Annotated in this window: 5 protein-coding genes; 4 read left to right on the top strand and 1 reads right to left on the bottom strand. The window is 66.9% G+C overall.

The genetic code is table 11. The features are described 5' to 3' along the window. The 3 genes from ftsY to ftsX form a co-directional block, all read left to right on the top strand. The coding region (gene ftsY / locus I6U14_RS16245) for a signal recognition particle-docking protein FtsY (RefSeq protein WP_296900596.1) at positions 1-921 on the top strand (921 nt) is incomplete at its 5' end. A gap of 127 nt (positions 922-1,048) precedes the next feature. Next, positions 1,049-1,771 (top strand): cell division ATP-binding protein FtsE, encoded by a 723-nt coding sequence (gene ftsE / locus I6U14_RS16240; protein ID WP_296900593.1) that lies wholly within the window; start codon positions 1,049-1,051, stop codon positions 1,769-1,771. Positions 1,772-1,802: 31 nt separating this feature from the next. Continuing rightward, positions 1,803-2,750, top strand: a complete 948-nt coding sequence (ftsX, locus tag I6U14_RS16235) for a permease-like cell division protein FtsX (protein ID WP_296900591.1) — start codon at positions 1,803-1,805, stop codon at positions 2,748-2,750. Between the two features lie 38 nt (positions 2,751-2,788). Here the strand turns inward: ftsX and apbC are convergent, their stop codons facing one another. Next, entirely contained in the window at positions 2,789-3,880 is a 1,092-nt protein-coding gene (gene apbC, locus I6U14_RS16230; protein ID WP_296900588.1) for an iron-sulfur cluster carrier protein ApbC, read from the bottom strand. 588 nt (positions 3,881-4,468) lie between these two features. Between apbC and I6U14_RS16225 the strand changes: the two genes are divergently transcribed. After that, positions 4,469-4,786, top strand: a 318-nt coding sequence (locus I6U14_RS16225) for a hypothetical protein (RefSeq protein WP_296900586.1), incomplete at its 3' end; no start/stop codon positions are given.

Below are 4,786 nucleotides of genomic sequence, written 5' to 3'. Positions count from 1 at the left end.
GTCTTCCGCTTCACCCTGATGCTGAGCCAGAACCTGGCCCGCACCCGGGAGGTGCTGAATGCGGACATCTCCGAGCTGATGACGGGCCGCAAGGAGATCGATGAGGACCTTCTGGAAGAGTTGGAAATGCTCTTGGTCGCCGCCGACGTGGGCGTGCCGGCCACTACCCGCATCATCGAGGACCTGGCCTACCGCGTGAAGCTGCGCGAGGTCTCGGACCCCCGCGGCCTGCTGGAGGCGGTGCGCCGGCAGCTGGCGGAGATCGTCCACCAGGCGGATGCCCCGGTGCGCCAGCCGGCGCCGGGCAAGCCGCAGGTGATCCTGATGGTGGGCGTCAACGGTGTCGGCAAGACCACGACCATCGGCAAGCTTACCAAGCAGCTCCAGGCCGAGGGCAACCGGGTCATGCTCGCCGCCGGCGACACCTTTCGCGCGGCCGCTGTTGAGCAGTTGCAGGTCTGGGGGGAGCGCAATGACGTGCCTGTCATCGCCCAGCACACGGGCGCAGATCCGGCCTCGGTCATCTATGACGCCCTACAGGCGGCCACGGCCCGCGGCTGTGACGTGCTCATCGCCGACACCGCCGGCCGCCTGCATACCAAGACGAACCTCATGGAAGAGCTCAAGAAGATCGTCCGGGTGATGAAGAAAATCGACCCGGACGCGCCGCATGAGGTGATGCTGGTGGTGGACGCCACCACCGGCCAGAACGCGCTGCACCAGGCGGTCCAGTTCAACGAGGCGGTGCCCCTCACCGGCATTACCCTGACCAAGCTCGATGGCACCGCCAAGGGCGGCATCCTGTTCGCCATCGCCGAGCGGCTTCAGGTGCCGTTTCGCTTCATCGGCATTGGCGAGAAGATCGAAGACCTCAAGCCCTTCGAGGCCGATGTCTTTCTCGATGCGCTGATGGCGCCTTGACTCTTTAGGGGCGAGGAGCGAGGGGACCCAGCCAACACCCCGACTGACTCAGCTCCCGCCCCTTCCTCGAACCTCGACCCTCGAACCTCGCCACTCGTCACTCGTCACTCGTCACTCGTCACTCGCCATGATCGAATTCGAGCACGTCAGCAAGCGCTACCCTGAACGCGGCGACGCGCTCAAGGACCTGAGCTTCCGCCTGGCGCCGGGCGAGATGGCCTTTCTCACCGGCCATTCCGGCGCCGGCAAGAGCACCCTACTCAAGCTCATCGGCCTGTTGGAGCGCCCGACCCGCGGCAGCGTGCGCGTCGGCGACGAGGACCTCGCCCGGCTCCCCCGCCGGCGCATCCCGGCGCACCGTCGGCGCATCGGCATGGTCTTTCAGGACCACCGCCTGCTCGGCGAGCGCACCGTGTTTGACAATGTTGCTCTGCCGCTAGTGACTACCGGCATGCCCCGCAATGAAACGGCCAAGCGGGTGCGCGCGGCACTGGATCAGGTGGGGCTGCTCAAGCTCGAGCGCGCTCTGCCCCTGACCCTCTCCAGCGGCGAGCAGCAGCGTGTCGGCATCGCGCGGGCGGTGGTCGGCCGCCCCGAGGTCATCCTTGCCGACGAGCCAACCGGGAACCTAGACCCCGATTTGTCACGGGAGATCTTCCGGCTCTTCGAACGCTTCGTCGAAGTGGGCGTGAGCCTGCTCATCGCCACCCACGACCTGGAGCTGATCCAGGCGATGGGGCATCGCACCCTGGTCCTGAAGCAGGGCCGGCTCATCGCAGACTCCGCGGACCCGGAGACCCTGAAGCCCCGCCAGCCGGTCCATCAGCCTCGCCACGCCCCCCCGGCATGAGCATCCGGCGTCTGGCACAGAGGCCCTGCCAATGAAGCCGCGCGGACCCCGTTGGCTGCGCCGCCTGGCCACCTGGGCCGCCGACCACAGGCGTGCGGCCACCGACACGCTGGACCGGCTCATCCGTGCACCCCTAGCGACGCTGATGACGGTTGCCGCCATCGCCATCGCGCTGGCACTGCCAGCGACGCTGCTGGTCATCACCGACAACCTGGAGGGCCTCGCCGGCGACTGGCGCCGCGGCGCCGCGCTGTCGCTCTTCCTCGCGCCGAACATCGACGAGGCCGCAGGTGAGCAGCTGGCCGCGGCGTTGCGCACGCGCATCGATATCGGCAGAGTCGACGTCATCTCGCGCGAGCAGGGCCTTGCAGAATTTCGCCAATACAGCGGCCTCGCCGGTGCCCTGTCCCAGCTGCCGGGCAATCCGCTGCCCGTGGTTTTGGCGGTCTACCCGGCGGCCCAGGTCACCGGCGGCGACGACGTGAACGCCCTCCTGGAGGGCCTCGCCGCCCTGCCCGGCGTGGACTTCGCCCAGGCCGATGCCCAATGGGTGAAACGGCTGCAGGCCATCCTGTCGCTGCTGCGCGAGGGTGCCCTGCTGCTCGGTGCGATGCTGGCGCTGGGCGTCGTGCTGGTGGTGGGCAACACCATCCGACTGGAGATCGAGAATCGGCGCGACGAAATCCAGATCATGGATCTCGTCGGCGCCACCGGCGCCTTCATCCGCCGTCCCTTCCTTTATGCCGGCGCCTGGTACGGGCTCCTCGGCGCCATCCTCTCGTGGGGCCTGGTGGACGCTGCCATGGCATTGCTGCAGGCGCCCGTCGGCCGCGTCGCGGCACTCTACGATGCCCAATTACGCCTGGCCGGGCTCGATCTGCACCAGTCTCTGAGCCTGATGGGCCTAGGCGCCCTGCTCGGTGTCGTCGGCAGCGGCATCGCCGTCGGACGACATCTGCACCGGCTGCAACCCGTCTGAAGCCGGCCCCAAACCGGCCGGAGCCTAAGGAGTCGGGGTCAATTGTTTTGGATGACGATCCGCGGGAATTTCGCGGCGTAGTCCTTGGCCTGAAGCGAGAGCTTGGCCGCCGTCTTGCGGGCAATCTCCCGGTACATCTGCGAGATACGGCCGTCCGGGTCGGCGGCGACGCTCGGCTTGCCGGAGTCGGTCTCCTCGCGGATGTGGATGTCGAGCGGCAGCGAGCCCAGGAGCTGGATGCCGTACTGCTCGGCCATGGCGGCACCGCCGCCCTCGCCGAAGATGTGCTCTTCGTGGCCACACTTGGAGCAGATGTGGATGGACATGTTCTCCACCACGCCGAGCACGGGCACCTCCACCTTCTGGAACATCTTGAGGCCCTTGCGGGCGTCCAGGAGCGCGATGTCCTGGGGCGTGGTGACGATAACGGCACCGGACACGGGCACCTTTTGCGCCAGCGTCAGCTGGATGTCGCCGGTGCCGGGGGGCAGGTCGATGACCAGATAGTCGAGATCGGACCAGTTGGTGTCGTTCAGCAGCTGCTCCAGGGCCTGGGTGACCATGGGACCGCGCCAGATCATCGGCGTCTCCTCCTCGATGAGGAAGCCGATGGACATGGTCTGGAGGCCATAGCTGGTCATGGGCTCCAGGCTCTTGCCATCCTTGGACTCAGGCTTGCCGGAGACACCCAGCATGCGCGGTTGCGAGGGGCCGTAGATGTCCGCATCCAGGATGCCGACCGTGGCGCCTTCGGCGGACAGCGCGAGCGCCAGGTTGACCGCCGTGGTGGATTTGCCCACGCCCCCCTTACCGGAGGCGACGGCGATAATGTTTTTGATGTTGTCGATGGGCTTTAGAGATTTTTGTACGGAGTGGGAGCGGATCTCCCAGTCCACGTCCACCTGCGCCGCGGAGACGCCATCGATGCCCTCGACTTTTTCCTTAACCACTGCGGCGATGGCATCGGCAGCGCCTTTGGCCGGAAAGCCAAGGGTCACTTTGACCTTGACCTGGTCGCCTTCAACGTCGATGGACTTGACGGACTTGGTGCTGACGAGGTCGCGGCCGAGGTGCGGCTCAACGTAGTCTTTCAGGGCGGCCTCGACGGCCTCGTTGGTGGGTGCGGACATGGGTAACTCCGTTGTCTCAGGTGGCCGCCCGGCATTGGGTGGGCCGCAATCTGTGTCTGTCACGCTGCCTGGGTAGCGCTGTGGCTTGATTGTTGGGCGCTGTCGCGAAGGCGCCCACGGTGCCCGCTCAACTGGTATCAGTGGTTGCTAATTCAAGGCATCGGCCCGCGGCCCCAGTTGATGGACCCCGGTTGATGGACCCCAGTTGCTGGGCTCGTTGGCTGGGAGCGTCAGCTCGGCCTATTGCTTTGGCTCGCTGCCGCCGGCACTGGCTGTCTTTGGCGCACGACGACGCTCCGAGCCGCCGCGCGGCGGAGACTTCGCCAGGCCCGCTCCCCGGGGTTGCCCGCACTGTTGCATAATGTGGGGTTTGGTCTCCCCGGGTGCGCGCTGATCGTTACCTTGCCGCCGGCAGGCCGCGCACCGGTGCCGCACTCCGCCATCACGCCCCGCTCAATCATGCCCGCCCGCGCTGCCGCCAACCCAACGCAAGCCGAGCGATCGCCTGCGTCGCCGGCAAGGCGCTCATGGCACAGGCTGCGCCGCAGTGGCAGGCTGGAGACGGCGGGGCTCTTCGGCGGCGGCGCCTTGCTCGTCATCCTCGGGTTCTGGCTCGCAGGCCAGTTCGTGCAGCCCGCACCGCCCAAGACGATCGTCATGGCGGCGGGTCAACCGGGAGGCGCCTATATGCGCTACGCCGAGCGCTATCGACACGCCCTTGCCGCCTACGACATCACTCTGGAGATCCGGGAGAGCAAGGGCAGTGTGGATAATCTCGAGCGGCTCCTACGCGAGGAAGACCCAGTAGACATCGCACTGGTGCAAGGCGGTGTCGCCCTGCCCGAGCAGCAGCTCGAAATGAGCCGGTCACATATGAACCTCTCCGAGCCCACGAGGCAGGAAGAA

This window comes from Thiohalocapsa sp. (genome assembly GCF_019695415.1).
Lineage (GTDB): Bacteria > Pseudomonadota > Gammaproteobacteria > Chromatiales > Chromatiaceae > Thiohalocapsa.
The sequence above is the reverse complement of the archived record's forward strand: the minus strand, read 5'-3'. Positions and strand labels throughout refer to the sequence as shown.